The organism is Methylobacterium sp. CM6247 (assembly GCF_054817925.1).
This window is the reverse complement of sequence record NZ_JBTXKX010000001.1, coordinates 21,326-44,509: the sequence shown is the minus strand read 5'-3', so window position 1 is coordinate 44,509 and position 23,184 is coordinate 21,326. Positions and strand designations below refer to the sequence as shown.

The window sequence follows — 23,184 nt, the reverse complement described above, 5'->3', positions numbered from 1 at the left end:
CAAGGCCGAGAACGGCGGCACCAAAGGCTCGGCCCTCACGGATCGGATCGAGGGCAGGGCGCGGGAGAAGCTACCGGCCGAGAACCTGCGGATCGGCGCAGGCGGCGAGCTGGTGCCGGGCGATGACTTCGCGTCGGACACCCTGCCGGCGATCATCGACACGCTGGCGAACCCGGATGCAGTCGCGGCCGATGCCAGCCGGGACAGGCTCGACCTCGTACACCGGGCCGGGGCGTTGGAACTGGCCCTCGACACCGCCGACGCGATGCAGGCGAGCGACGGGCTGGAACGGATGCTCGCGCACCAGATGGCGACGGCCCACGCCTGCGCGATGAAGGCGGCCTCGGTGATGCAGGCGCAGCTAGACCACGCTGGGCGCACGCAAGGGCCAGAGCGGCAGATGGCGTGCGTCGAGGCATCCAGGCTGGCCGGCGCTTACTCGCGGCTGACGGGCTCATTCCAGGCCGGGATGATGACCTTGCAGCGGGTCCGGTCGGGCGGGAAGCAGATCGTTCAGGTGCAGCACCAGCACAACTATGCGGCCGGCGCTCAGACTGTCGTCGCTCCCGAGCTTGGGGGCAGGGGGCGGGGGCCGAGAGCGAATAGACGGGTAGGGGGGTAGGGTCGGTTATGTGCGACGCACCCCACGGACCCCAATGGCGGGTCGCGCTCGATGCCGCGTGGCAGACGAGGCGCTGCGGGGCGAAGACGAAACGCGGTGGCGTCTGCAACGGCATGGCGATGAAGAACGGGCGGTGCCGGGTCCATGGTGGCGCCAGCACCGGGCCGAGGACGCCTGAGGGCCGAGAGAGGGCGGCGCGCTCGAACTGGAAGCACGGGCGGCGCTCGGCTCAGTACATCGCCATGAAGCGAGCCATCGCGCAGGCCGGACGGGATCTGCGCGAGACGATGCGGATCAGTGAACAGATGCTGCGGAACGCGGGGCGGTAGGCGAGCGGCAGAGGGTACGAACGAGGGATGCCGTTGGATCTCGCGGGGTGATCGCTGGCCTGTCGCCTGAAATCATAAATTAACCATGCTTGGAGGCGTCAAGCTCTCACGGCATGAGCATCGGCCGGCTCGCTCGGGGAATAGCGTAGAATGTCAGCATCCGTTTTAAACAACCGCTCCACGCACGAACGAGTCATTGATATCGCGCTTTTCCTTCTAAGCCAGAGCGACACCCCTACGCTCGATAACTGGTACGACGCAGTTGACGACATGTTCGGGGATTTCAGCGAAAGTGCGAAACAGCGCGTAGTGGAAGCGGGGATTGTTATCCTGGAGAGCAGGATCAGTTCAGAGCCTCATATGCCTCAGCGCATAGCCGCCTGAATTGGGGCGTCTCTGGTGGGCGATAGCAAGGCTACTGCACCCAACGGGGCGGGGCCGGCGGATAGCCCTGCCGGCGACGTAGCTCCTCGATGGCCTCGACCAAGCGCTTCTTCGCAGCCTCGGCGCTCTGGGGGCTGGTGATGACGGCGCAGGGCGGCTTCGGTCGTTCGGTCATGGCTTCACGCTCCGGTGGCAGGCTTCTGCGGGACTAGCTGCTTCAATCCTTCGGCCAGCCCATGAAGGGCAGCGGATGCGGCCTGCTGGCGGACCTCGCGGTGATCGTTGCGAGACTCGATGGTGACGGCGGCGATTATCGCCCTCGGTAATAAGCTGATTTGCAGCCCGACGGCGTTGCGCCGGCCTTGGTCTCGCCGTGCCTGCATGGCATGGCGGTAGAATGCCGAACTCAATCAAGCCGATCTACAGCGCTATAACTCGTCGCTGTTCGCTAAACGAAGAGCGCTACAGGTGGCTGCTTCTCTCGTCCGATCTCGCACACAAGATTCATGCACCAGACTCCTACAAAACTGAAGACGAGGCCCGAAAGGTTGGTGAAACCGAAGCTACGTTTCTGAACAATCAGGGTTGCACAGCCCTATAACTTCGGCTGCTAAGCCCCACCACGCTCGCCACCGATGTCAGACCTCGGACGGTGGTTGCTAAGCCTTCACATCCATAAGACGACCACCGGCGGGGCGAAAGCCTCGCCGTTTTCGTGTGCGGGGGATCGCAGCCTTGTGCTGCCAACCTGTTCCCGGCCTTCCGGAAGCAAGATACGTTGCCCTCGCACACGGAGAGCAACTCATGCCCGACAAACTGGTGGTCCACACGGAAGACCTTGGAAACACCGAGTACGATGGCAACCGACGTGCTCGCGCTGAGCAGGCATCCAAAGCGGCGCCAACTGCGGGGAAGAAGCTGACGACCGAGCCTGTGACCGGCACCGATGAGGCTCGCGATGTTGCGCTGGCACAGAAGGGTACGGACGAGACAGCGGTCGTCCGACGCCCGACCGAGATCTGAGCACCATCGATCACGAGCGCCACCCCGGCAGGCCAGCCCATGCCTTGTCGATGATGCTCTCACGCCGCTCAGCTCGGTCAGGAGCGGCATTCATGACGAAGCGCAGAGCGACCTCCATTGCCTCATGACCGCCGTTGGCTGAGGCCTCCTCGCCGTTGCGCCTGATGGCACTTTGGTAGGCCTTCACGGCTGGTCCAACGAGGGGTTGGCTCTCGACTACGATGACGAGGGCTAGAAGCGCCTGGCCGATCAGGTCGGTACTCTCCTGCGACGAGGACTTCGCGGCTGCTTCTGGCTGCTTGATGGATTCAGCAAGGTGTCCAGTCGTCCGGGGGCGGATCATGGCTTCGGGCTCGCATCCAAGACAAAGAGAGGGTGGCCTCGGCGGAGATTAGCGCACGCGCTTGCAAGTTCCTGCAGCTTGCGTCTTCGGACGGAAATGATTTGGTAACCATCAATAAGCAATAATTTTAGCGACTTATTTTGCATTCGGAACGCCAGACATCGCGGAATGTTGAATTCAAATGCACAAGCGGCCACTGAAGCGAGAGCCGAGATGTTGCGCCCAATCCTTGTGATAACCCTTCTCGCGATAACACCTCTTGCCATTTATTCGGCCTCGACATGGCCTGACCAGGCGAAGATCGACGCCGAGGTTCATCTAGAACGTGAGCGGTTTTTCGGCCGTCTCGTCGAGCAGCGGGCTCTACGCTGTGAAGAACATCGCCGAGAGTCCGCGAGCGATGGCTGCCCCCGTTCCATTCGGTTCCAGTAGAGCATCCTCCTTGGGCCGGTTGGCGCGGGCTATCCTTTGCCTTGCCTCTCGTGGACGACACTGGGCAGAGACGATTTAACCGGAGCTGTTGAGCCAGAGCCGGACCCTTGCGAGACCGCCTTCATATCCTTTGTCGCCGGTAGGTTTGCATGGGGCATCACGCCCGGTCTAGGACGCGGGCAGCGTCTCTGCATGGCTATGAGACAGATCGGAGGCTTGGTTGACGGAACCCCAACAAGGCAGCGCTGAGGCGGTCTATGTCTCAGCCATGGTTGGCGAAATGATGCGTCGCGTTCTGAATGACGCTCTCGTGGACCTCGCGCGGACTAAAGGCTCTGGCTATCTCGACACATTCCTGCAGCGAGAACTTACCCGCTACGTTGAACTCTTCCGTGAGCGGTCCGGCGACACAGCAGAGATAACCGACACTTTGCGAGCATGGTTTCTGACCGAGGGCAGTACGGCTCTGCGGGCCGTTATAGCGCGCGCAAAAGTGGACGCGACCCATGAATAGGGTTTCCGTTGCGCTCAAATTCCAGGGCCTACTCGCTGCGGCCAGAGTAGAACACGGCGCGGTCTAACGGTTCGCTCAGGGAGCCCCCAACGAGGTTGCTGGCGAGGCGGGACCCTTCAGACCACATATCGCCATCGTCTGACCCCCGTGGGTAGGGACATTCGTCCGAGCTACCACTGTGGGACGGCGTGCGTTTGATCGAGCATTTCCCACCGAGCTAACTGGTGAGCCCGCCCGCCTTGGTCTCGGATGCCTCAAGAGCTTCGATTGCCCACGCGATCCGCTCGGGGAAGTCGTCCTTAAGGAGGGGGAAGGCATCTGCGATCGCATAGTCGACGCCGATCCTGAACGGGGTCGAGTGGCGCTTCACAGGACGGGGCGCCCAGATAAGGAAACGGTTGTGGGTGTAGATCATGACAGGCTGACGGTGCAGGTGCGCTGACGGGCGGCCCTTCCACCCATGGTAACAGTCAATCATCGCCGATCGGGATGGTTTCGCCGCACCGTTGCGTGTGTATGACATGCCACCAAGCATTCCAGCTCAACCGTGCGTACTGGAAACTCGCCAAGCTCTGCGATTGACCTAGAACTTTCCCCTCGCCCCCGGCGCTATGGCGCTATGGCGCTTGGCCGGATCGAGGTCGGGGGCGAACGGTCCCCATGCGTCGCCTGCCGGGATCATGGCCGCGCCCCGAAAACGGGGACCGGGGCGGGCGGTACGGGCCGGAGAAGTTTCGCCTCAACCTGAGACAAAACCCGTGTGCTGGCCGGTTTGCCGCGCTCTACGGCAATCTCAGGCTCAACCGGCGGCAGGGCGCCAACGAGGCGGGCGTAGACGCTGCCGGGGCCCGGCATCTTGAGATCCCAGCGCACCACCTCGGCCTTGACCGGCTCGGGGCGGAAGTCGGCGGCCGGCGCCTCGGCGACGAGGCGGAAGCGCGCGATGAGGGCCGGGGCGTAGTCGGCGGCGCGAGCGGGACCGGCCGGCTGCGCGGCAGTCTCAACGATATGGAATCCGGCCAATGGGCCGAGCCTGCTTTCCAACCACCCCCTCGGATCAGGGACGACGGCGGGGTCATAAGCCCCGGTGCGCCATTTCTGGCGGGCGCCTGGCCGCTGGTAGCGGAAGCGCCTCACACCTACGCAGATCCCTTTATAGAGATAGTCCTTATAGGGTTCTGCGTGGGTGTGAGCTTGTCCGGTCCGTTCGCGCTCGCGGTGAAGCCATGACTCTGCGGAGCGCGCCGTCGCCCAGACCTCCGGCCAAGCCGCGGCCATGTCGGCGGCGCTGTCGAGGACGACGCCTTCAATCTGCATCTCGATCTCCTCGCCGGGCGGGTTCCAGGGTTCGGCCACGTCCACCGTCATCGGCAGGACGACGTTGGCGATGATGTCGATGTCGAGGGGATCGGCGGCGGTGCGGTTGACGCCACGGGCACGGCCGAGGGCCTGCATCAGCTCGCCCTCGCAAATCTGCCAGCGGCACGCATCGGCGACCGGATCTGGGTGCGTCTCGCATTCCATGCCGACCGGGGAGGCGTCGCGGGTGCGCAGTCCCTTGACCGGCTTCGGATACCAGGGGTCCGCCTTCTCGATGTCCTTGCCGGTGATGGCGCCGGCCAATGCCTCGACGGCGAGGGGCGAGGGCAGGGTGCGGCCGACGACGATCAGGCCGCGAACGGCGCGGTATTGGTCCAGGCCGGCGACGTTGTTGAAATGCTCGGTGCTGATGCCGGCGGGCAGGCCGCTCGCCCGCAGCCATTCCGAGATGACCTTCTGCGCGATGACGAGGACCGGGGCGCGGCCGAGGGCGAGGAACCGCCGCAGGATCTCGCGGCGGATCGCCCGCAGGTTCCGGCCGGCGCCACCATCCTCGTCGGGTTTCAGCTTCCGGCCGGAGGTCGGGGAGTCGATCACCTGGCGCACGCGGACGTGAGGCATCGCGGCCTCGATCGCGGGGGCGGGCTCTACCTCCGGGTAGAACGCCTGTAGGATTTCCAGGCTGGGGAGGGTGGCGTCGAGGATCAGCGTCGGCTTGCGCCACTGCTTCGGGACGCTCTTGAGGCTGCGGGCCTTGGCAACGAGCACCCGGCCGTCATCGTCGTCGCGGGTGTCGATGTAGAGCCGGCCGGAGACCTCGACCTCCTCGTCGTAGAGGAGCCCGCGAGCGGCATTCCAGAGCGTGATGAAGGCTTGGGAGTGGCGGGCCTTGTCGGCGGCTCTGGCGGCAATCCTGCGATCGGCCTTCGGCATCCCCGGCCAGATCGCAACCTTGTCCTTAAGCTGCCATTCGGCCGAGATGGCGTCCGTGCATCGCTCGACGGTCATCCCTTCGGCGATGAGGTCGGCGCGGCGCACCCCGCCGGGCTGGCCCTGGCGCTTCAGGGCGCGGGCGAATTGGGCGCGGTACACCTCGACATCGTTGGCGAGGTAGTCGCGGGCGGAACTGCTCGTGGCGACGACGGCCCCGATTTCATCCAGCGTGAGACCGCGCTTCGGAATGCGGATGCCGGTCTGCCAGAACCCCTCGTCGATGACGACCATCTCGACCTTGCCGAGGGCTATGGTTGCCTGGAACAGCATCTGGTGCGCGACGATCCACACCTCGGGTCCGGCCGTCATCTGGGCCTGATAGGAGCACTGGCCGAAGAACTGGCAACGCGCCTCGGTGCCGTTCTCCAGCTTCGTCTTGCAGCAGCTCTTTCCAACCGGGGCGCCCATGCTCAGGGCGATCTTCACGGCCTCCAGGTCGTCGCACATGAATTCGCCCGGCCGGGCCGGATCGTCGGCGCTGCGCCCGCGGAAGACCCGAGCCATAACGCTATGCTCGGCAAACTGCGCCTCGATTTCGTTGCCGAGACGGTGGGTCGGGACGGCGTACAGGATGGGCTTGGCGGGCCTGCCCGTGTCCCGGCGGCTGACGATGTGTTCGGCAATGGTGCGGGCGGTGACGCGGGTCTTACCGACGCCGGTAGAGACGGGGAGGGCGTGAACCGGAGGCTCGGCCTCGTCGTCGGCCGCGAGCCTGTAGGCGGTGGCCGCCTCGATGAAGCGTTGCACGCCTTCGGCTACGGCGTGCCGTGCGGTCTCGACCGGGTTCGATCCGTCCTCGTAGGCCGGTTTGCTGGCGGCCTGTCGGACTTCCTCCGCCTTCGCCTCCACCTTGTCCCACGAGCGTTCGATCTCGCGGGCGAGACGGTCGTAGGGTTCGAGATACTTGCCACCGCATCCCTCGGGGTGCTGGCGCATGAGGGCTTCGAGGTCGTCGGGGGTGAGCCCGTCCTTGAAGGCGGTATCCACGGCGGCGTGAAACCGCTCGGATCGGTCGGCGCCGGTATCGGAAACCAGATCCTCAACGCGGCTGCTGGTGCGCCCGCTGGCCCCGGAGGGCCGGGGTCCGCGCGCCGTCTCCGCCTTCGGCCGTGGCGGGAACGCTGCCTGCAACTCATCGGCGGACCATGCCTTGCCATGGTGTTCGAGGATTCGTGTCTGAGTGGCGACACGACCGCGAGCGAGCTTGAGCTTGCCGGGGTAGTTCGGGGTTCCAGCGACGCGATAGGGCTGGGTCACGACACCGGTAGCGGAGTCGGCGCCGGTCTTATGGCGGATGGCTTCGCCGAGGGGCTTGGCTTGGTCGGCCGTCAATGCCCGGCTGAGGAACAGCCAGTGGTGGGCGTTGCCTGGGCTGGTCTCGACCGCGAGCGAGGGCTGCACGCCCGTGTGCCCGCCCTTGCCCTTGTCGTTGTCGGCGTCGACCACGAAGGCGAACACGCCTCGCGTGGCGCTCGCCCCTCCGCGCTCCCCTCTCGGGGTCTCATCGACGGTTCTGGTCTCGATATAGACGTTGTACCCGGCGTCGGCGTGCATGACGGCGTGCCGGGCCATCAAGTCGATTTCACCGATCTTGAACTGGCTCGGGATTGCCTTCTCATCCGCCGGGTGGATGCGGACGAGCTGCAACATGCCGGGCCGGTTCGCTCCTTCGAGCGCCATGGCGGCGGCGTTGTGGACCGTCTCGCAGAACGAGCGGACGATGACCGGATCGGAGGCGAGCGGGGATCTGGCGTTCAAGCATTGCCCCCCTCGTGAAGGGGACCGCCCGGCAACCGCATGGCCTTCTGAATGTGGGCCTCTTGCTTGAGCAGGAAGGGGTTGCTGGCGGCCTTCCGGTTCCAAAGGGCGGCGACCATCGCCTCGGGTGCGTCGTCGCCGGTCTCGTCGGCCGGACCCAGCGTGTGGATGCGGAGCCGGACGCCGGGCGCTAGGTTCTTGATGATGACGAACAGGGCATCGGCTTGGCTGGGAACGAGGAGCGTCGTGCCGGTGGCTTCCTCGAACTGAGCGAGTTCGGCCTTGCTGAGCCGCCGGACGCGGTGCTGCCGATGCGGGAACCGCTCGAAGAACAGCCGGTCGGACTCGCGCATCGCGTCGGCCTCGGCCGTCATGCGCTTCATGGTGCGGGGGCGGCGGGTCTTCATGCTCGGCCTCCATTGCGAGGGGCCGGCTTCACCTCGTCCAGCAATTCGGCTGCGGTCGAGAGACAGGCGGCGGCACTACGGATCGCGTAAGCCAACCCCCGCGCGTCGCGCAGGGTGGCGAAGTTGGCGGCGGTGGCCGCGTAGACCTCGGCGGAGGCCATGGCGGTCCCGATCGCGTCGAAGACCGCACCACGGTCATCGGGGGCGGTGAACGGCTGGGGAGGGCGCACGGTCTGCGCAGCGGCCATCATGCGCGGCCCTCCCCGCCCGTGGCGTCGGCGAGTGCTCGAAGGCGAGCTACCAGGGCGCTCTTGCCCCGCTGGATCGTCTTCTCAACCGCGACGTGATCGGCCGGGCCGAACGCCTCGAAGCACCGGCGGATGACTGCGGCGAAGGTCTCCAACGTTGCGTCCATGACGGCATTGAAGGCGGTCTGCCCTGGGCCGTTCTGATGCGACAGCGAGAGGAAAACGGCCTCCGCCTGCCGTGCGGCGATGCCGGGCGACACCTCATGCAGGGCGGCGTGGGCCTCCCGGCTCGTGTACGGGATGCCGGATGCGTTGAGTTCGGCGCGAAGGGCCAGGGCCACATCGTCGGGGGTGGGGATGGTCGCGGTGCTCATGCGCGGCGCTCCCACTTCTCGGGAACGGAGCCGTAGGCGAGGACTGCGATCTGCTCGGCGACCTCGCGGGAGACGCTGACGCGGTTCAGGACGCGATGGGCACGAAGTTCAGCGGGTGACGGTCCGTCAAAGGACGCCATCGGGACGGCGGGCAATTGCCGCCGGGCGGGGGATCGGTTATTAGCTGCCACAGCAATTTTACCTTTTCGGCCCCGCGCGAGTGACCCTCGTGCCGGGGCCGTTTTTTTGCGCGTCAGGGCTGGGTACGGATGCCGGCGGGGCCAGATCCCGCCAGCGGCGGATCAGGCGGCGGTAGACTCCGGTTCGATGCCGACCAGCGGTCCAGCGACCTTCGCGGTGATGAAAACGGCCCGACCGATAGTCACTGCCGGAACGCGGCCTTCTCGAACCGCGCGAAAGAGACCGGCATCCGTGATGCCGACGACAGGCGCCAAATCCTTGACCTTGACGTTCAGCCCCTTGCGGATGCGCTCGAATACGATCGCCGAGGCGGTATGCTGATCTGAAGCGGCAGCTCCAGCTTTATGCGTGGTGATCGCGTCCATAGCGGGTCTCCTTTCGCCGGAAAGGAGCTTGTACCTCACCTGTACACTATGGATACGCACATGCTCTAGGGTGACGCAAGTGCTTTTTGTACCTCACGGGTACTTTAGGCGTTGACGTTAAACCGGGGCGCGGTGTACCCGTCCAGTGGGTTGCCTCAGCGCAACTCGGTTGCCGGAGACGACTTGATGCCCCGCCCGATGCCCGACGGTCCTGGCAAGCGGTATCCGCTTAGTTCGCGCCTGACGTTTGAGACGCACAATGCTTTAAAGGAAGCAGCAAAGCTGTCGGGACGCTCAATTGCTCAAGAGGTCGAGTTCCGATTAGAGCAAAGCTTTGTATCTGAGCATCACGAAGCTGACATTAGGCGAAATCTTGTCGCTCAAGCAATAGAAGGTGACGAAGACACCGCAACGCTGATTAGGACCATTACTGCGGCGATCGGTGCTGTCTGCGCATATACCGAAAAGAAATGGCAGACTGATACCTATACTCGATATGGCGTCGTGGCTGCGGCACAGTCCGCCATCGTGGAGACGTTCAACCGCAAGGAGATCCCTGAGACGGCGAGGGAAAGCGAAATTGATGAGGCGTGGCTATCCAAGGTGCAATCAACCGGACAGTTCATGGGGAGGATGCTCGCCAATCCTCGGAGCCCAGAATTTCTAGAATGGGTATCCAGCATGTCGGAAGTTCGTCGCGGGGACGGGGCCTAGCCTCGGGCGGAGGTATTTCTGTTACCCGCTAAATTATTTTGCGCCTCAGTATCCGCACCGGCACTCAGTTATCTAGCTCAAACTAGAGTTAACCTTCTCACGTATTACACGATCTTATCTTTCTGTTACTGTCGAGGACAGCAACGGAGAGTTTTCAACTATGGCTTCCTCGGCCGCCCTTCGCCCGGTCGCCTACCCCATCACCTTCACGGCTCGGATCGACACCGAGTTGCGGGCCGCCATCGCTGACGCCGCTGCGCGCGAAGGCTCTACGGCAAGCGATTGGGTCCGTAGGAGCTTGGCGGCTATCACCGCTGCCTCCTCGGGCCGCGCATCATCCTCGGGGGCCCGCCCCGCCTCGGCGCACAGGTAGGTCGCGCCGATGAATCAGCCGCAAGAAACCGCCCCCGACACCGATCAGAGCGTCGCGGCCTCTGCCCCGTCCGATCAGCGAATGGCGATGGCCGCCGAATATGCCGCCTACGCCGCCGAGAACGTCCAGGCCGCTCAGAGCATCGGCGACGCCCGCATCTTCCTGCTGAAGGCGAACGGGCCACAGGACGAGTGCGACATGCTCGCCTTTGTCCAGGCCCGACTGCATGGCCGCGCCGAGGCGTGGATGCGGTGCCGCAGGCTCATGCTCGAATGTGAAGGGATCTCGTAATGGCATTTGGCTTCGGCGGTGGCGCTGGCGCGTCTCAAGGCTTCTCGGCCGACGACATCAAACGGTTGCTCGCCCAGCAGGCCGGTGCCCCTGGTGCTCCTCCGATGACGGCCCCCGATCAGGGCCAGCCCCTGGCGCCGTCGATTCCTTTCGGATTTGGCGCATCTCCCTTCGGCGCTCCCTCGATGCCGGACGCTCTGCCTCCGCAGGCGATGGGCGCGGCCCCGATGCCGCCGACCCGTCCGCCTGGGCTCGGGTACGACCCTCTCGTGGCCGAGAACGAGGCGGCTACCCGTGCGGCCGAGATGCAGACGGGGATGGTCCCGCAGGCGTCTCCGGTTCGGGCTCCTCGCCCCCTGTCGTTCGGTGCTCCGGCGCAGCCTGTCCCGGCTTCGTCCGCATCGCCCCAATTCCTCGCGGAAGACGCGCCGATGCCGAATTCGCGGGTGCCGATGCCGCCTGTCCGTCCAAACTTCGGGCTGGTGCCCGGCGTCACGGCTCAGGCCGACATGCCGACCGCAGATGCCGTTCCCACCGCCGGCACGATGCCTGCGCCGACCGCGCAACCGGCGGCCCCTGATGCCCCTGGTTTCAGTCTGGGTGGCTTCTTCCAGAAGCTCGGCGAGAGCGGCGTCAGCGACCAGCTCATCGGTATTGGCACAGGGCTCATGACGACCAAGGGCTTCGGCCCTGGTCTCGCGGCTGGCTTCCAGAATGCCCAGAAGGCGAGCGCACAACGGGCTGTGTCTGACCTGGCCCGTGCCGAATTGGAGATGAAGACCGGCAAGGTCCGGCGTGAGACGGAAGCTAACAACAGCACCCGCGCCAGCCTCATCCGAGCCGGCCATGCTCCTGAAAAAGTGGATCTTGCCATCTCGGCTTCGGGAGCCGGCCATTCCGAGGCGCTGAACAACCTGCTCAAGACGGCAGTCCCAGCGCCACAGGAAGTGCCATTCGGCTGGGTGAAACAGGCTGATGGTTCCTATGCGCCAGCCGTTGGCGGCCCGCAGGACCCGAACACGCTTCGCCAGCAGAAGATGGCGGGCGAGCTGACGCCGCAGCAAATCGAGGAAAAAGCGGCCGCACAGACCAGGGGCACGAACTCTGCCACGCCAGACGCCGATTTCACCCTGGGTCCAGGCCAGGAACGTCGAAGCGCGGATGGGCGTGTCATCGCGAAGGCGGACCCGTCCAAGGCCGAGGGCTTCGATATGGAGAAGACCCTACGGTCGGACTTCAACAAAAACCTTGGATCGTTCCAAGACGTACACGACGGCTATGGCCGAGTGCTGGCGGCGACCAAGCTGCGCGAGACCGATCCCGGCAAGGTAACGCCGGCCTCCGACATGAGCCTCGTCTTTGGCTTCATGAAAATGCTCGACCCCACGTCGGTCGTCCGCGAAGGCGAGTATGCGACGGCCAAGAACGCCACCGGCATCCCTGACCAGATCGCCAACATGTACAACAAGGCGTTGAAGGGTGAATTCCTGACCATGGCGCAGAGAGAGGATCTCGTCCGCCAGTCTCAGGAACTTTACAACACAGCTCGCGGTAACGCCGAGGGTTTGAGCAACCAATACCGCGGCATTGCTGGTCGGTACGGTGTAAACCCCGACAACGTGATTGCGCTGCCTGCGGTCCCCGCGCCCCGTAACTTCGGGAACACGGGAGGCGGCGCGTCGCCCTCGCCCGCCGCTGCGCCGGATCGCTCCGCAATCGAAGCTGAAATGCGCCGCAGGGGGCTCCGCTAATGGATCTGTCCAAGCTCTCCGATAACGAGCTGACGCGGCTCTACAGCCAGGCGCCGGCCTCCGCTCCTCCGCCAACCCTGGACCTCTCGGGGATTTCGGACGACGAGCTGCGCAAGATGCATGGTCGGGTAGTGATGGCTCCCCAGCCCAGCGCGGCGGCTTCGACGGCCATGGACATCGCGAAGACGGTCCCCTCCGGTCTCGCGCGAGGCGTGGCCGGTGTGGTTGGGTTCCCGAATGCAGCCCTTGGCCTTGCAGAGCAGGGAGTTGATTGGACGGTTGATAAGGCCATGGGTCTTGCCGGCCTGATGCCCCGGCCTCGCGAAGGCCAGCGCCGAATTTCCGGTGGCTTCCTGTCTCAGGACCAAGTGCTGAAGCCGGTCGAGGCGGTCACAGGGCCTCTCTACAAGCCCCAGACCATCGCGGGCGAGGCGGTGAACACGCTCGCTGAATTCGCCCCTAACGCCCTGTTCGGCGGTGGGTCGGCGGCGCAGCGGATCGGGCAGGTTGTCGGCCCGGCGCTATTCAGCGAGGGAGCCGGTCAGGCGGCTCGCCAGATGGCGCCAGAGTACGAGGGGGCGGCGCGGTTCGGCGGTGCTCTCACGGGCGGCATCGGTGCGGCGGTAGCGCAGGCTCCTCGCGGCGGACAGGTCGCCTTGCGCCAGGGTCTCCTTGGCGTGACGCCGGAGGAACTGACGGCGGCGCAGGGTCTCCGTGCGCAGGCTCGCGAGCTGCCGAACGGCGGCTTCCCGATTTCTCTGGATGAGGCACTGGCGAAGGTCACGGACGGGCGGACGAACCGCCTGTCTCAGGTCTCGCGTGTGGTCACCCACTCCGGCGGCCCCGGTGCCGAGCGGATGGCGGAACTCTACGCGGCCCGGCCGGGGCAGATCGCGAGAACCGCCAGCGGCACCTTCGATATGTTCGGCCCCGTCAGTCCCTCGCCCTCGGCGATCGGGTTCGATGTGCAGGACGCTGCTCGCGCCGGCCTCTACCAGACCCCGGAAGGCATGGCGCTCACACAGGCCCGTCAGGCGGCTGGACCGCGGATGACGGCCTATCAGGCGGGTCAGGAGATCCAGCCGGCTCTACGGGCTCAGGCGGACCTCCGCGAGGCCGTTCGGTCGGGGCAGGCGAACCGCGATTACCGAATGGCTAAGAATGCGCCGGAGAATGCCGGGATCGAGCGCCAGATTGAGGTCGAGCGGCCTGGGGAGCCCATCGTCACCCAGCCGGCCTATTCCCGTCCGCAGTTCGAGGCCGATGCGCCTCGTCCGTTGGAGCCGTACCGGGCTGCCGCTGCGGAGGGAAAGGAGGCCCCGCCCAAGAGCCTCGCCCGCTTCATCGCTGAGCATGGTGGTCTGAGCCTCGACGGCGACGCGAGGGCCGCGGATCTGCACAAGTTCGTCATCCCCGGCGTCGGCAAGGTTGCTCGGCCGGACGGCAAGAGCCTGGACAGCTTCTGGCGGGAACGCCTGATCGAGGAGGGGTATTTTCGGCCTGATGCCGATGGCGGCATGGCGCGTGACATCTCCTCGGAGCTGCTGCGCAAGCTCCAGAACGAGCAGCGCGGCATGCCGTCGTACCCGCTCGATAGCTCCGGCCGGAAGAAAGGGCGATCGGTAAACAGCCAGACAGCGGACGAATACGTCAACGACCTCTCACTCGCTCAGAGCCGGCTCCACGAGGATCTGACGCGGGCCGGGGTCGACCCTGCCAGCGTGCATCCCGACATTCAGAGCCGCGTCGTGGGCGCCCTGGTCCGCGGCGAGCACTCCGACCCGCTCCATGCCTACGAGCGGGTTGTCGGTGCCATGAAGGGGCCTCTCGACCCCTACGTAAAATCGACCACCGTCACCGAGACGATCCCTGACGTGCGGTTCGGCCAAGTGAACCCGCAACCGGCTCTCGACGCCATTACGGAACAGTCCCGCTACGCCAAGGGCGACGTGCGGTCGGCTCTCGGCCGGACGGAACGCGACCTCTACGAGCCCGGCGGCGCCGAATTGGATATGTCAGTCCCCGGCCTCCTTCAGGCTCGCGAGCGGCTGGACTTCCAGATCGAGGACGCTTTCAAGGCCGGCGATCGGACGAAGGCGACGCGCCTGCAAGAGACCCGTCGGACGCTCGATGCGCAGTTGAAGACGGTCCCCGAGGTTGCCACGGCCGATGCGAACTTCGCGGCCAACTCGCGGCCCCTAGAGCCGTTCACGGCGGCCAACGCGCCGCTTGCCCGCGTGGTCCAGCGTGACGACCTGTCGGGCCGCATGGCGATGCCAGCGGAGCAAGTGCCCGGCGCATTACAGGGGCCGTCTGCGATGCGGGAGCTACTGGCGAGCGGCGTTCCGGCGGCGCGCGAGGCTCAGGGGCGGTTCCTGGCAACGCGCATCCTTGATGCGGCCGACGACGGGCGAGGCGGGATCAACGCTGGCAAGCTGATGACGACGATGCGGGACAATGCCGACGTGCTCCAAATGGTGCCGGAGGTGGCGCAGCGGCTTCAGACCATCGCGCAGGCTCGCAACGGCATGAACCGGCTAGAGGCGACCCCGCTGGGTGAGCTCGCGGCCAACACCGACACGCGGAGGGCGACCGAGGTCCTGTTCCCGCGCAACCCACTGTCTGGCTCTCAGGGCGAGATTGGCGGGGCAATGGGGGCTGTGGCCCAGAACAATCCGAGGGCGGCCAACGACATCACGCGCCAGTTCTTTGCGAACCTGTTCGACTCGGCGACGCGGGATCTGAAGGGCGGGCCGGCGCAGTACGGCGGGGCTGGGTTCGCCGCGGCGGCACGGGGGAGCGGGCAACAGCGCAAGAACCTCGACGCAGCCCTCAGCGCGCTTCCCAACGGTGCGGACAAGCGCACCTCTACCGATCGGTTCCTGACCGCCTTGGAAGCCACCGGCTACAAGCCGCAGAAGGGCTCCGACACAGTGTTCAATTCGGACATTCGCGACATCCTGGCGAATGGCAGTGGCCCGGTCTCCTCGGCGATTGCGGAGGCTACGAAGGGCGGGGCGATGGGTGCGATGGTCGGCGGCGGAAGCGGCGCGGCCGGTGGCGCCTACCTCGGGCTTAAGCGCGGCGTTTCCGATGGGATGATGCGCTACCGGATGGGCCGTGGCGGGGACGACGTAGCCCGGATGCTGACGGATCAATCAGTCCCGACTGCGGATCTCATGGCGCTGCTTCGAGATGGAGCCGGCCAGCCCTCCGCGCAGATGCTCTTGGCCCGCCTGTTCGGTCTGAGCGCCGCTGGCGGGTCGTCCGGCAACCTTCCGAACCGCTCGGGCCGATAGGCTCATGATGAGCGACGCCACGCCCGTGAACAACGCCGCGACGACGAAGGCGAAGAAGAAGACGAGTCCTATGGCGCGGGGCTCTTGGTTGAAATCTATCGGGGGGTCCATCCCGTAGAAATAAACCCAAAGCACACCGCAGAAGATTGCGGCCTGCGCCGCCATCCAGGTCAGCCGAACGGGCCACGGTGAGGGAGTGGAGCGGAGCGGAAGCTGGGGCTTCGGGCGCCGCAGCCATTCCGGGTTCTCGGTGGAATTGTCGAACTTGCGGGCCATCCCGCGAAGATGGAGCGGGCGACCGCGGGAAGCAACTGAAGGCAGGCGATGAAACCGAACGACCGTATTCTAAGAATTTGCCTCGATAGTTGAGCGGCAACGTGCCGAACGTGCTCGACTGGCTGCAAGGGCGGATCAGTAGATGGGATCGACGATCGCGTCGTCGAGCGAACGCCAGGCCAAGCCGAACGTTGATTAGGCCTCTACGATGGAGGCGACCATGTCGAAGCTAACGACCGATGAGCGAGAGAACCTACCTGAAAGCAAGTTCGCCCTCCCGGACGAGCACAAGTACCCCATCGAGGACAAGGCCCACGCCCGCAACGCCAAGGCCCGCGCCGCCCAGCAGGAGAAGGCGGGCAAGCTCTCGGCATCCGACAGGAAGAAGGTCGACGCTAAGGCCGGCCGTGTCCTGAAGGACGGCTAGTCCCGGGTGCTCGGCGTGAAGAGGCAACCCTGAGCCGCAGCGTAGGGGTTATTCCCGCCCCGTCCCCGGGTTCTCCCCGATAGGTCGAGGGGGCGCCATCTCCTAACGTGGCGGTCCTTGTTCGGGAGCTTGCCACGAAACCATTGAGACTGATGACGCTCGCGATCCTGGCACCGTGCGGATCGTAGACTTCGGGTGCGCGGCTCATCCCACGAATATAGGCACGGTCCCCGCGTTCGTCATACCGTTCCGCTCCCCGAATTTGGGGAACGGCAAATGCGAAACGGTTTCGCTTTTGAAGGTCCGCCTTTCGGAATCAGGGCTGCCCCAACGTCTCCTCGACCACGCTGGGGTTCTTATCGAGCATCGCCAGCAGCACGCGGGCCGGTCCCTGGGGCTGGCGGCGACCCTGCTCCCAATTCTGAAGGGTATCGACCGATACGCCGATGGTACCCGAGAACACCGCCTGCGAGAGCGAGGTACGGGCGCGGATCGCGGCCACGTCGAGGTTGTTCGGCACGTGAACGCGGGTGCCCTTGGTCGGGCGGCCTTCCGCGTGGGCGACGGCGCTCTCTAGGCCGCCAATAAGGCGTGCGAAGCTGTCCTCAGTCATTTCGTTCTCCTGTCCATGTGCCAGCTCGCGCAGTCGGCGGGCCGGTTGTGCTGTGAGGGCGGGTACGGGTTCCTCCCGTCCTGGCCCCCACGGCGGGGTCGTCTCCTACCGCTTGCTGCGGAAGGCTTCTTTGAGCCGCTTGGTGAAGGTCGCGAACGCCTTGACCTCGTTGTCGGTGAAGTTCTCGCGGTCTCCCTTGCTCAGTACGCCAATGAGGTACACCGGAATGGTGGTGCCGAGGAATACGGAAACGATCCGGTAGCCTCCGCTCTTACCCTTGCCGCGTCCGGCGAGGCGGGCTTTCCGCACGCCACCGGACCCCACGATTTCGTCGCCCTGCGACGGGTCGGCGGCGTAGCTGTCGATGGCCTTCACCTTCTCGGCTTGGGTCATTCCAGCCTGATCCGCATCGCGGAGATAATCGGGCGTCTCGACGATGGTGTGGAGCGGCTTGGACATAGCCATTCTATACGCCAACGGCGTTTATACGTCAACGGCGTATATCCGGGTTTCTGTGTCGATTGCGAAGAACTTCACGCCGGCATGAGGTTTCAAAGCCGTTCCAAAAGCGGGACGCGGAATTAGAATGCGGTAGCAATGCGTTAGGGGCGATTTCCGCGCAAAAACGCTCGAAAGCGGGAACCGGATCTGAGACTGTCCGTCTTGTCGAACGCCCGTATGTCGTCACCGCATGGCCTTCGCCACCCAGGACATGTCCATGACTCGCTGAAGTCAGGGTAAGCCACCAAAGATCAACCTTAGGCAGTGCTTGGGCTTGTTCTCCGCTTCGCGAAGCGTTCGATAATGCCGCAGCAGGCCTTTATGCCGTTCTCTTGAGCAGTTCGTTCTTTGGCCTCTTTGCAAGCCTCCGCAACGGTTGGAGAATGGAGAAGCATATTGAGACATCGGCTGGCGCGAGAAGGTGTGAAGCGTCTGCGGGAGAGCGTCATACCTACCCCGAGGCGACGCAGACGCTCACCCTCGTCGAAATGGTCGAAGGCGACCGGTACGATGAGCTGCGGAACGCCAGCAGCCAGCCCCTCCGCGACAGTGCCAATCCCGCCATGATGGATCAGCCCGGCAGAATATGGGAGCAATGCACTGAGAGGGGCGTAGGCCGCTCTGAACACATCGGCTGGTAGATCGTCGGGGATCTGGCCGTCCTGAGGCGCCAGGAGAACACCTCGACGTCCCATCCGTCTACAGATAGCGACAGCCGTCTCGAAAAAACGCCCTGCTTGTCTCATCGCGGAGCCGTAAGTGAAGATCAGGGGAGGCTCACCGCCTTCTAGGAACGCAGCAAGCGATGGTGACAGCGTGCCGGCATCGCCGAAGGTATCGACGCGAGGAAATCCGGTCTGGACTGTGCGATGTGGCCAGTCATCCTGTGGCGGGGCGAACCAGCTCGGGACCATGAGGATGATGCGCTGAGGTGAGTGCCACCATGTCCTCAATCGATCCACGGCAGGCAGATTGAACTCAGCCCGATATGCGTTGACCGCGGGAAGAGAGACGGGATTGAGCACGTATTTTTCGGCACCAAGCTGGATTGAGTGCTTGAGACCATTTGGGAACCAACGGGGAAGCGGCACTCCTGGGATGACGGGAGGTGCGTGCCGGCTACGGAAGATGAAAGGAGCGAGGTGAACCGTGATCACGTCGAGCCCAAGGCGATCCTGAGCGATACGGGCGCCTAAGCTGAGTGTCGAGGCGACCACCAGGATCGGCCCCCGTTCCGCCTCCTGACCTAGGAAGGCGTCAACGACCGGCATCAGTTTCAGCGCGTACTCAAGCAGAAGGGCCGCCCCCTTGCGAGGATGCCAAAGGTTCGGGTCGGCGATGGCCTCATCGTAATCAGCTTGGCTGCCAAGGGGGTGAAACGGCAGTCGCGCTTGCATCGCCAGCGTCTCAAAATGTCCTGGCGCAGCAAGGAGGACATTGAAGGAGCGTCGGCGCATTTCGACGGCAAGCCCTATGAACGGTAGGACGTCCCCATGGCTACCTATCGAAACGAAAATGATCTTCATCAGAGAGCCTTAGGTAGCGGCAACGCGGGGCTGCGTCATGGGCAATACCAAGCCCGGTGAGAGGGTTGATAGGGCTGAGGCCACGTTCGTTATACCGTCCGGCTGCATGTCGTCACCGCATGGCGTCACGCCTCCTGTCGGTCGCGTCGATTCCTTTGTGGTCTCTCTGGTCGAGGCCAACCGCCGGTCCCCGGCAGCCCTTTCTGCGCTTCCGCTGGCCGCTTTCCCCGTAGTTCTAGAGCTTCAGTATTCGTGCCGGTCGAGGATTTGACCCCTATGCCGGCAGAGCGGGCGAGACGTAGCCAGGCGGTCCACTCCTTCGAGACGATCCGCACGACGTTCGAGAGGTTGCGGAACGCAGTCTGCGGTCGCTCCTCGACGGTGATGAGGCCGAGCGTCCTGGCTTGCCGGATTGCGGTCTTCACGGTGCTGCGGGACACGCCGGCGACTGCCGCGATGTGATCGACGTAGAGCCTGCAATCGCCACGACGGGCGGTCTCGGCCGACACGATGGCGAGAACCGCGGTCTCGGCCAGCGTGAACCGGGCCGCGATGCCCGGAGGAAGTCTACCAGAAGCCGCCCAGCGGCGACGGCGCTCCATGCTGGTATCTGAGCGGGGCCGCGAACCCACGGGCCTCCTGGGGGCTGCTGGCGTGGCTGGCAGGGCCTTGCGCGCCTCGATCAGGGCGGACAGGGCCTCGGCCTCCGTCTCGCTGATCTGACCGGCCCCATAGGCGCGCCACATCACAGCCGCCACATCGGGCAGCCTAGATCTCGGCGCCGCCTCTACCGAGCGCCGGATTTCGTCAGCGAACATCGTTCACAGCCCTGCTTGGGCCGCGTCAAAGCGGGGGTGTTCAAGTTGAACACCCTTTCAAAAGGCCAAGCGCCATCGCTTCGGGAAACGATCCCGATTGACTCCCGGCGGGAGCTGTGGCTGATGAGGGGAAGTGAACGGCCCTCAAAAGCCCTGCGATTTTAAACGGTCCTGCATTTGGCGATGCGGGGCCGTTTCGCGTTGGGGGCTCTAGATCTTTCTCGCGGCTGTCATCCTCAACGGTGGTCGGCTCACGACTCGCTTGGAGCGAGAGGCGGGCACGGTGCCATGTCGGCCGGCGGGTGCGGTTAAGTCAACGCTAACCCTCATCGGCGACGCCCACGGCCTGCCCGATCCATGGGAGGCCCGCCGTTTCCGACACCCTGCTCCTGCTCGCCCTCGCCACCGAGAATGCCGAACTGCGTGCCCAACTCGCGGAGGCGCAGGAGCAGTGCATCGAGTTGGCCGTGGATGCCGGCGAGCTCCATGCCGAGGTGGAAGCGCTGCGGCGGGAGTTGGCGGAGGTCAGGGGTGGGGCGGGACGAGAGGTTGGTGAGAGCGGGGGCTGCGTCGCCACCTTCTCGGCACCTGACACGGTGGACAGGCTCCCTGAGCACCAGCAAACGGACTCCGTCCGACTCACGCTGGAGCGGGGTCTAACAGTTTCTGATGAAGCGATCGGCGAGGCAATGCCCTATCAGAGGCCCATCCGGTCATCCGACCGGTGAGACCGCCGCCTTCTGGTGGAACGAAAGGAAGCCGCATTGCGCAAGTCCATCATCGCCACTGCCCTGCTCACGGCACTCGGAGCATTCTCCTTAGCCGCATTAGCTTCAGCTGCACCTGTTGGACCTTCCTCAATCGTCATTGCTCCCGCCGATATCGTCACGAACGTCCGGATGGAGCGTCGGATAGTCAAGCGTCGCATCATGCACCGCCAGATCGTGCGTCACCGGATGATGCGCCACCATCGGTGATCCGCCTAAGGTTCAACCTGTCTGATTAAGCGAATTGGATTGCCACGACCCCGCCCGGCTCACGCCGTGGCGGATTTTTCGTTTGCAAAGCGGCGCGAGCGCAAGCTGACGCCCGAAGGGAAGGAGTGAGGGCGTACGCAGCCGCAGGAATGCCGTGCTAAGCTTCCTCGAATCACGGGGAGGGTGCAACCATGCTCACCGGTAGCGTCATCACGCTCAATGATGACATCATTGAATACGACATCCGTTTCGAGCGAGGCGGCTGGACAGTCTACAACATATCAACACAGCAGCCGGCGATATTCCGGGGCGTTCGAATGTTCTTGCTTCTGCTCAATGAGGCCGACGAGATCCTCGACCTTCTCAATGTTATGGAAAGCAATAAGCCTGGCTCTTCCGTGACATGGGCCGATGGCTCGCGCTAGATCCTTACCAAGGGTGGGGCCGCGTCTCCATCTGATCCACCTGCCTGCGCCGGCCATCGGCCCGCTCGATCCAGATTTCAGCGGCGTCGAGGGCGAGCTCTGGACCGTGGGCGTAATCCCACCGCCAGTTCGGGTCTGCGGTTGGCCCCCACCTCAGATCGACACCCTCCCGAAGGATCAGGCGAAGGCGGAACTCCCCCTCGTGCTGGCGAGCCAATAAACGCCGGATGGTCTCCGAAGAAGCGGTCCAAGCATCCAACGCCGCCAGATCCGTAAAAATGCGGGGCGCATAGTCGTCGGTAGTGATCTCGCGCCAGGGTGGGAGTTCGTCCGTCATCTACGGCCTATCACGTCACGGCCCGGATCGGCAGGGCTCGCTTCGAAGACACTATATTCGAGCAATCTATTTTTTTTATTCCGTTACCAACTCTATCGAGGGCGTGCCCAAAATTGCTCTATAGAGCACTCACTGAGCCTTAGAGAAAGACATTATGACCGATCAGACCACTGAATTGCAGACCAGCCACATCGAACTTACGGCTGAGATCGTTGCTGCCTACGTCTCCAACAACCCGGTTCCAGTAGGATCTTTGGCCGACTTGCTGAGCAGCATCCACGCCGCCATCAGCGGCCTTGCCAACAGGGGATCTAGCGCGCCGGAGGCAGATAAAATCGAGAAGGCGACGCCGGCACAGATCAAGAAGTCGATCACGCCAGACCACCTCATCAGCTTCGAGGATGGCAAGCCCTACAAGACACTTCGCCGGCACCTGACGCTCCGTGGGTTCAGCCCTGAAGCATACCGTGCGAAACATGGCCTGCCTGCCGACTACCCGATGACCTCCGCCAGCTACTCGGCGCAGCGCTCGGAGCTTGCTCGGTCCCTCGGCCTGGGGCAGGTGCGCAAGGGGGCTCCGAAGGCTGCAGCGGCAAAAGCTCCGCAGGATGAGGTGATGTCAGAGGTACCCGCTCCCGAGAAGAAGCGTGCCGGTCGGCCACGCAAGGCTGCCGCGGCCGAATAACCTAAGCCATAAGAGCGGGTCGGGCGAACGTTCGCGACGCGTGCCCGACCCGCCATTATCCCGAATGCCGGTTGAGGCGGGTCCCAGGGCAAAACGGGTCGTATCGACGGTGGATTGCGGGCGTCAATCGTCGCTCCCACCTCCGGCGCGAGCAGGGTCGATACGACGAGGCTTTGCGGCACGAGCCGTACGCGGCGCCTTCTTTGCCGAGGTGCCGCTAGGATCGAAAGGAATGACGTCTCCACCGCACCCAACGCAGACGGACTTCGCGAGGCGATCCGTGCGGGCGTCGCGGTCCTTGTCCTTCTTTGCCTGGCTTGCCGAGTTCTCCACTTGCTGCCGATGCATGGCCTCCATCCGCTTATCCCGATCGGCATCTGATGCGCTCTGCGGCGATTGAGATGATGCGGTACCAGCAGGTAGCCACAAGGCTCCCGCGGTAAGGGCCAGGATTGCGGAGCGCTTTAGCAGGGTCATTCTGCACGGCATGGGAGCTTCCTTCTTTGCCTAACCCCTACACCTCAATCAGAGATGCACATGACGCTCTTTGGGGGCAGCCCCGCCGCCCCGATCTGATCACGGAGCCGGCGGGGAGCGGCGTGTCGTGTCCACACGACGAGAGCCGATACGCAACTTGGCTCGACCGGAGGATGCGGGCGAGGCGGTTAGCGGAGAGCGAACCTGCCGAACGGTCCACGGCCCGAGATGGGACAAAACAATTTAGTTCCAGTCTCCGCTATCGAGCGTGCAGGCGCCAGCAGTGACGCGAGCGATGGCAGACATGGCGTCGCCTAAAGAGGCATGCTCCCTCTTCACACTCTTCAGTATGCTCGAAGCGTCTGGTTGAATTTGAACTTC

27 protein-coding genes are annotated in these 23,184 nt (G+C 64.4%); 12 read left to right on the top strand and 15 right to left on the bottom strand.

The window, feature by feature from the left end:
* From ACYQOP_RS00240 to ACYQOP_RS00230, 3 genes are all read left to right on the top strand, one after another.
* Nucleotides 1-622: hypothetical protein (locus ACYQOP_RS00240; RefSeq protein WP_461220630.1), on the top strand; the 622-nt coding region annotated here is incomplete at its 5' end.
* A gap of 8 nt (nucleotides 623-630) precedes the next feature.
* Nucleotides 631-951 carry an HGGxSTG domain-containing protein gene (locus tag ACYQOP_RS00235; RefSeq protein WP_461220629.1) on the top strand — a complete coding sequence of 107 codons (321 nt, stop codon included), beginning with the start codon at nucleotides 631-633 and terminating at the stop codon, nucleotides 949-951.
* 150 nt (nucleotides 952-1,101) lie between these two features.
* Nucleotides 1,102-1,335 (top strand): hypothetical protein, encoded by a 234-nt coding sequence (locus ACYQOP_RS00230; RefSeq protein ID WP_461220628.1) that lies wholly within the window; start codon nucleotides 1,102-1,104, stop codon nucleotides 1,333-1,335.
* A gap of 31 nt (nucleotides 1,336-1,366) precedes the next feature.
* On the opposite strand, the gene ACYQOP_RS00225 is transcribed toward ACYQOP_RS00230, so the two are convergent.
* Nucleotides 1,367-1,510: a hypothetical protein gene (locus tag ACYQOP_RS00225; protein ID WP_461220627.1), complete on the bottom strand. Its 144-nt coding sequence runs from the start codon at nucleotides 1,508-1,510 to the stop codon at nucleotides 1,367-1,369.
* Nucleotides 1,511-2,139: 629 nt separating this feature from the next.
* Between ACYQOP_RS00225 and ACYQOP_RS00220 the strand changes: the two genes are divergently transcribed.
* Complete coding sequence (locus ACYQOP_RS00220; RefSeq protein ID WP_461220626.1) at nucleotides 2,140-2,358, top strand: hypothetical protein; 219 nt, start codon at nucleotides 2,140-2,142, stop codon at nucleotides 2,356-2,358.
* A 10-nt stretch (nucleotides 2,359-2,368) separates the two neighbouring features.
* Here ACYQOP_RS00220 and ACYQOP_RS00215 read toward each other — a convergent pair whose 3' ends face one another.
* Nucleotides 2,369-2,701: a hypothetical protein gene (locus ACYQOP_RS00215; RefSeq protein WP_461220625.1), complete on the bottom strand. Its 333-nt coding sequence runs from the start codon at nucleotides 2,699-2,701 to the stop codon at nucleotides 2,369-2,371.
* A gap of 652 nt (nucleotides 2,702-3,353) precedes the next feature.
* On the opposite strand from ACYQOP_RS00215, the gene ACYQOP_RS00210 reads away from it, so the two are divergent.
* Nucleotides 3,354-3,647 (top strand): hypothetical protein, encoded by a 294-nt coding sequence (locus ACYQOP_RS00210; RefSeq protein ID WP_461220624.1) that lies wholly within the window; start codon nucleotides 3,354-3,356, stop codon nucleotides 3,645-3,647.
* A 217-nt stretch (nucleotides 3,648-3,864) separates the two neighbouring features.
* Here the strand turns inward: ACYQOP_RS00210 and ACYQOP_RS00205 are convergent, their stop codons facing one another.
* From ACYQOP_RS00205 to ACYQOP_RS00175, 7 genes are all read right to left on the bottom strand, one after another.
* Nucleotides 3,865-4,062 (bottom strand): hypothetical protein, encoded by a 198-nt coding sequence (locus tag ACYQOP_RS00205; protein WP_461220623.1) that lies wholly within the window; start codon nucleotides 4,060-4,062, stop codon nucleotides 3,865-3,867.
* A 263-nt stretch (nucleotides 4,063-4,325) separates the two neighbouring features.
* The gene (locus ACYQOP_RS00200; RefSeq protein ID WP_461220622.1) at nucleotides 4,326-7,718 is read right to left on the bottom strand and encodes a hypothetical protein; all 3,393 of its coding nucleotides are present in this window, start codon (nucleotides 7,716-7,718) and stop codon (nucleotides 4,326-4,328) included.
* The gene (locus ACYQOP_RS00195; RefSeq protein WP_461220621.1) at nucleotides 7,715-8,125 is read right to left on the bottom strand and encodes a hypothetical protein; all 411 of its coding nucleotides are present in this window, start codon (nucleotides 8,123-8,125) and stop codon (nucleotides 7,715-7,717) included. The genes ACYQOP_RS00200 and ACYQOP_RS00195 overlap by 4 nt, the downstream gene beginning before the upstream one ends.
* Nucleotides 8,122-8,376 carry a hypothetical protein gene (locus ACYQOP_RS00190; RefSeq protein WP_461220620.1) on the bottom strand — a complete coding sequence of 85 codons (255 nt, stop codon included), beginning with the start codon at nucleotides 8,374-8,376 and terminating at the stop codon, nucleotides 8,122-8,124. Before ACYQOP_RS00190 ends, ACYQOP_RS00195 begins: the two co-directional genes overlap by 4 nt.
* Nucleotides 8,373-8,747, bottom strand: coding sequence for a hypothetical protein (locus ACYQOP_RS00185; RefSeq protein WP_461220619.1), 375 nt, complete (start codon nucleotides 8,745-8,747; stop codon nucleotides 8,373-8,375). Before ACYQOP_RS00185 ends, ACYQOP_RS00190 begins: the two co-directional genes overlap by 4 nt.
* Nucleotides 8,744-8,887: a hypothetical protein gene (locus tag ACYQOP_RS00180; RefSeq protein ID WP_461220618.1), complete on the bottom strand. Its 144-nt coding sequence runs from the start codon at nucleotides 8,885-8,887 to the stop codon at nucleotides 8,744-8,746. The genes ACYQOP_RS00185 and ACYQOP_RS00180 overlap by 4 nt, the downstream gene beginning before the upstream one ends.
* A gap of 162 nt (nucleotides 8,888-9,049) precedes the next feature.
* Entirely contained in the window at nucleotides 9,050-9,313 is a 264-nt protein-coding gene (locus tag ACYQOP_RS00175) for a hypothetical protein (protein ID WP_461220617.1), read from the bottom strand.
* A gap of 198 nt (nucleotides 9,314-9,511) precedes the next feature.
* On the opposite strand from ACYQOP_RS00175, the gene ACYQOP_RS00170 reads away from it, so the two are divergent.
* From ACYQOP_RS00170 to ACYQOP_RS00150, 5 genes are all read left to right on the top strand, one after another.
* Nucleotides 9,512-10,027 (top strand): TraY domain-containing protein, encoded by a 516-nt coding sequence (locus ACYQOP_RS00170; RefSeq protein ID WP_461220616.1) that lies wholly within the window; start codon nucleotides 9,512-9,514, stop codon nucleotides 10,025-10,027.
* 382 nt (nucleotides 10,028-10,409) lie between these two features.
* On the top strand, nucleotides 10,410-10,691 hold the full coding sequence (locus ACYQOP_RS00165) for a hypothetical protein (RefSeq protein WP_461220615.1): 282 nt from the start codon (nucleotides 10,410-10,412) through the stop codon (nucleotides 10,689-10,691).
* 269 nt (nucleotides 10,692-10,960) lie between these two features.
* Nucleotides 10,961-12,442, top strand: a complete 1,482-nt coding sequence (locus ACYQOP_RS00160; RefSeq protein ID WP_461220614.1) for a hypothetical protein — start codon at nucleotides 10,961-10,963, stop codon at nucleotides 12,440-12,442.
* Nucleotides 12,442-15,741 carry a hypothetical protein gene (locus ACYQOP_RS00155; RefSeq protein ID WP_461220613.1) on the top strand — a complete coding sequence of 1,100 codons (3,300 nt, stop codon included), beginning with the start codon at nucleotides 12,442-12,444 and terminating at the stop codon, nucleotides 15,739-15,741. Before ACYQOP_RS00160 ends, ACYQOP_RS00155 begins: the two co-directional genes overlap by 1 nt.
* A 496-nt stretch (nucleotides 15,742-16,237) precedes the next feature.
* The gene (locus ACYQOP_RS00150) at nucleotides 16,238-16,444 is read left to right on the top strand and encodes a DUF6582 domain-containing protein (RefSeq protein ID WP_461220612.1); all 207 of its coding nucleotides are present in this window, start codon (nucleotides 16,238-16,240) and stop codon (nucleotides 16,442-16,444) included.
* A 316-nt stretch (nucleotides 16,445-16,760) separates the two neighbouring features.
* Here ACYQOP_RS00150 and ACYQOP_RS00145 read toward each other — a convergent pair whose 3' ends face one another.
* The 5 genes from ACYQOP_RS00145 to ACYQOP_RS00125 form a co-directional block, all read right to left on the bottom strand.
* Nucleotides 16,761-17,057, bottom strand: coding sequence for a helix-turn-helix domain-containing protein (locus tag ACYQOP_RS00145; RefSeq protein ID WP_461220611.1), 297 nt, complete (start codon nucleotides 17,055-17,057; stop codon nucleotides 16,761-16,763).
* A gap of 105 nt (nucleotides 17,058-17,162) precedes the next feature.
* Complete coding sequence (locus ACYQOP_RS00140) at nucleotides 17,163-17,522, bottom strand: type II toxin-antitoxin system RelE/ParE family toxin (protein WP_461220610.1); 360 nt, start codon at nucleotides 17,520-17,522, stop codon at nucleotides 17,163-17,165.
* 293 nt (nucleotides 17,523-17,815) lie between these two features.
* Nucleotides 17,816-19,084, bottom strand: a complete 1,269-nt coding sequence (locus ACYQOP_RS00135) for a glycosyltransferase (RefSeq protein WP_461220609.1) — start codon at nucleotides 19,082-19,084, stop codon at nucleotides 17,816-17,818.
* Between the two features lie 125 nt (nucleotides 19,085-19,209).
* On the bottom strand, nucleotides 19,210-19,902 hold the full coding sequence (locus ACYQOP_RS00130) for a hypothetical protein (RefSeq protein WP_461220608.1): 693 nt from the start codon (nucleotides 19,900-19,902) through the stop codon (nucleotides 19,210-19,212).
* Between the two features lie 326 nt (nucleotides 19,903-20,228).
* Complete coding sequence (locus tag ACYQOP_RS00125; protein WP_461220607.1) at nucleotides 20,229-20,519, bottom strand: hypothetical protein; 291 nt, start codon at nucleotides 20,517-20,519, stop codon at nucleotides 20,229-20,231.
* 551 nt (nucleotides 20,520-21,070) lie between these two features.
* Between ACYQOP_RS00125 and ACYQOP_RS00120 the strand changes: the two genes are divergently transcribed.
* On the top strand, nucleotides 21,071-21,304 hold the full coding sequence (locus ACYQOP_RS00120) for a hypothetical protein (protein ID WP_461220606.1): 234 nt from the start codon (nucleotides 21,071-21,073) through the stop codon (nucleotides 21,302-21,304).
* Between the two features lie 4 nt (nucleotides 21,305-21,308).
* On the opposite strand, the gene ACYQOP_RS00115 is transcribed toward ACYQOP_RS00120, so the two are convergent.
* A complete protein-coding gene (locus ACYQOP_RS00115; protein WP_419952105.1) occupies nucleotides 21,309-21,641 on the bottom strand; it encodes a hypothetical protein in 333 nt (110 codons plus the stop codon).
* A gap of 154 nt (nucleotides 21,642-21,795) precedes the next feature.
* Between ACYQOP_RS00115 and ACYQOP_RS00110 the strand changes: the two genes are divergently transcribed.
* The gene (locus ACYQOP_RS00110) at nucleotides 21,796-22,326 is read left to right on the top strand and encodes a Ros/MucR family transcriptional regulator (RefSeq protein WP_461220605.1); all 531 of its coding nucleotides are present in this window, start codon (nucleotides 21,796-21,798) and stop codon (nucleotides 22,324-22,326) included.
* Nucleotides 22,327-23,184: the final 858 nt, after the last annotated feature.

Bases quoted from the DNA above. Each gene is read 5' to 3' on its own strand.
- ACYQOP_RS00235 (WP_461220629.1), top strand. From the start codon at position 631: ATGTGCGACGCACCCCACGGACCCCAATGGCGGGTCGCGCTCGATGCC.
- ACYQOP_RS00230 (WP_461220628.1), top strand. From the start codon at position 1,102: ATGTCAGCATCCGTTTTAAACAACCGCTCCACGCACGAACGAGTCATT.
- ACYQOP_RS00225 (WP_461220627.1), bottom strand. From the start codon at position 1,510: ATGACCGAACGACCGAAGCCGCCCTGCGCCGTCATCACCAGCCCCCAG.
- ACYQOP_RS00220 (WP_461220626.1), top strand. From the start codon at position 2,140: ATGCCCGACAAACTGGTGGTCCACACGGAAGACCTTGGAAACACCGAG.
- ACYQOP_RS00215 (WP_461220625.1), bottom strand. From the start codon at position 2,701: ATGATCCGCCCCCGGACGACTGGACACCTTGCTGAATCCATCAAGCAG.
- ACYQOP_RS00205 (WP_461220623.1), bottom strand. From the start codon at position 4,062: ATGATCTACACCCACAACCGTTTCCTTATCTGGGCGCCCCGTCCTGTG.
- ACYQOP_RS00195 (WP_461220621.1), bottom strand. From the start codon at position 8,125: ATGAAGACCCGCCGCCCCCGCACCATGAAGCGCATGACGGCCGAGGCC.
- ACYQOP_RS00190 (WP_461220620.1), bottom strand. From the start codon at position 8,376: ATGATGGCCGCTGCGCAGACCGTGCGCCCTCCCCAGCCGTTCACCGCC.
- ACYQOP_RS00185 (WP_461220619.1), bottom strand. From the start codon at position 8,747: ATGAGCACCGCGACCATCCCCACCCCCGACGATGTGGCCCTGGCCCTT.
- ACYQOP_RS00180 (WP_461220618.1), bottom strand. From the start codon at position 8,887: ATGGCGTCCTTTGACGGACCGTCACCCGCTGAACTTCGTGCCCATCGC.
- ACYQOP_RS00175 (WP_461220617.1), bottom strand. From the start codon at position 9,313: ATGGACGCGATCACCACGCATAAAGCTGGAGCTGCCGCTTCAGATCAG.
- ACYQOP_RS00170 (WP_461220616.1), top strand. From the start codon at position 9,512: ATGCCCGACGGTCCTGGCAAGCGGTATCCGCTTAGTTCGCGCCTGACG.
- ACYQOP_RS00165 (WP_461220615.1), top strand. From the start codon at position 10,410: ATGAATCAGCCGCAAGAAACCGCCCCCGACACCGATCAGAGCGTCGCG.
- ACYQOP_RS00155 (WP_461220613.1), top strand. From the start codon at position 12,442: ATGGATCTGTCCAAGCTCTCCGATAACGAGCTGACGCGGCTCTACAGC.
- ACYQOP_RS00150 (WP_461220612.1), top strand. From the start codon at position 16,238: ATGTCGAAGCTAACGACCGATGAGCGAGAGAACCTACCTGAAAGCAAG.
- ACYQOP_RS00145 (WP_461220611.1), bottom strand. From the start codon at position 17,057: ATGACTGAGGACAGCTTCGCACGCCTTATTGGCGGCCTAGAGAGCGCC.
- ACYQOP_RS00140 (WP_461220610.1), bottom strand. From the start codon at position 17,522: ATGGCTATGTCCAAGCCGCTCCACACCATCGTCGAGACGCCCGATTAT.
- ACYQOP_RS00135 (WP_461220609.1), bottom strand. From the start codon at position 19,084: ATGAAGATCATTTTCGTTTCGATAGGTAGCCATGGGGACGTCCTACCG.
- ACYQOP_RS00130 (WP_461220608.1), bottom strand. From the start codon at position 19,902: ATGTTCGCTGACGAAATCCGGCGCTCGGTAGAGGCGGCGCCGAGATCT.
- ACYQOP_RS00120 (WP_461220606.1), top strand. From the start codon at position 21,071: ATGCTCACCGGTAGCGTCATCACGCTCAATGATGACATCATTGAATAC.
- ACYQOP_RS00115 (WP_419952105.1), bottom strand. From the start codon at position 21,641: ATGACGGACGAACTCCCACCCTGGCGCGAGATCACTACCGACGACTAT.
- ACYQOP_RS00110 (WP_461220605.1), top strand. From the start codon at position 21,796: ATGACCGATCAGACCACTGAATTGCAGACCAGCCACATCGAACTTACG.